Origin of the sequence: Bradyrhizobium sp. BRP22, from assembly GCF_020194175.1 — a bacterium.
GTDB lineage: Bacteria > Pseudomonadota > Alphaproteobacteria > Rhizobiales > Xanthobacteraceae > Bradyrhizobium.
On sequence record NZ_JADYVX010000123.1, the window covers coordinates 1 to 499 of the forward strand.

Annotated in this window: 1 pseudogene; it reads right to left on the reverse strand. The window is 52.7% G+C overall.

Annotated elements, in window-relative coordinates:
• Positions 1–337 (reverse strand): annotated as a pseudogene (locus I6F35_RS39650) (hypothetical protein); the annotation flags it as partial.
• Positions 338–499: the final 162 nt, after the last annotated feature.

Here is a 499-nt window from a genome sequence, read left to right on the forward strand (position 1 = left end):
TCCATTCAATCTTCTTTCTGTTCTTTGGCGCTCCTCTTTCATCAGCGTGGATCACTGTCAAAGTCAAAGCTGGATACCGCGACTGCTTGCCTATCGGTGGCAGAATACGGATTTTACGATACCGGATCTCAAGAACAGCCTGATCTGGATTGCCCTTGCTATCCTGGACTTCGATCCGGTGGAGACCTTTGACCACGACCTCGTCCATTATCGTTGCAACGGTATGATCGCCATCGCCTGCCAGGCGATTGACACAGGTCCTTACCAAGAAATGCGTTGGATGCACTGCGATGGCTTCTCGAAAAGCTCCGTGGATTGCTTGCGGTTCTCCAGCCACCGAATGCTCTCCTTAGTTTCAAAGGGGGGTCCGTATCAGGTTGACCTCGCGTCTGAGCGCAGCGACCCCTCTGAATTTCTTTCTGGTCCAGAACTTCACAGCGCTGAGCCCCCGAGGGTCACCGCAAGGCTCTAATGCATCAATATTCCGCATGTCGTGTAC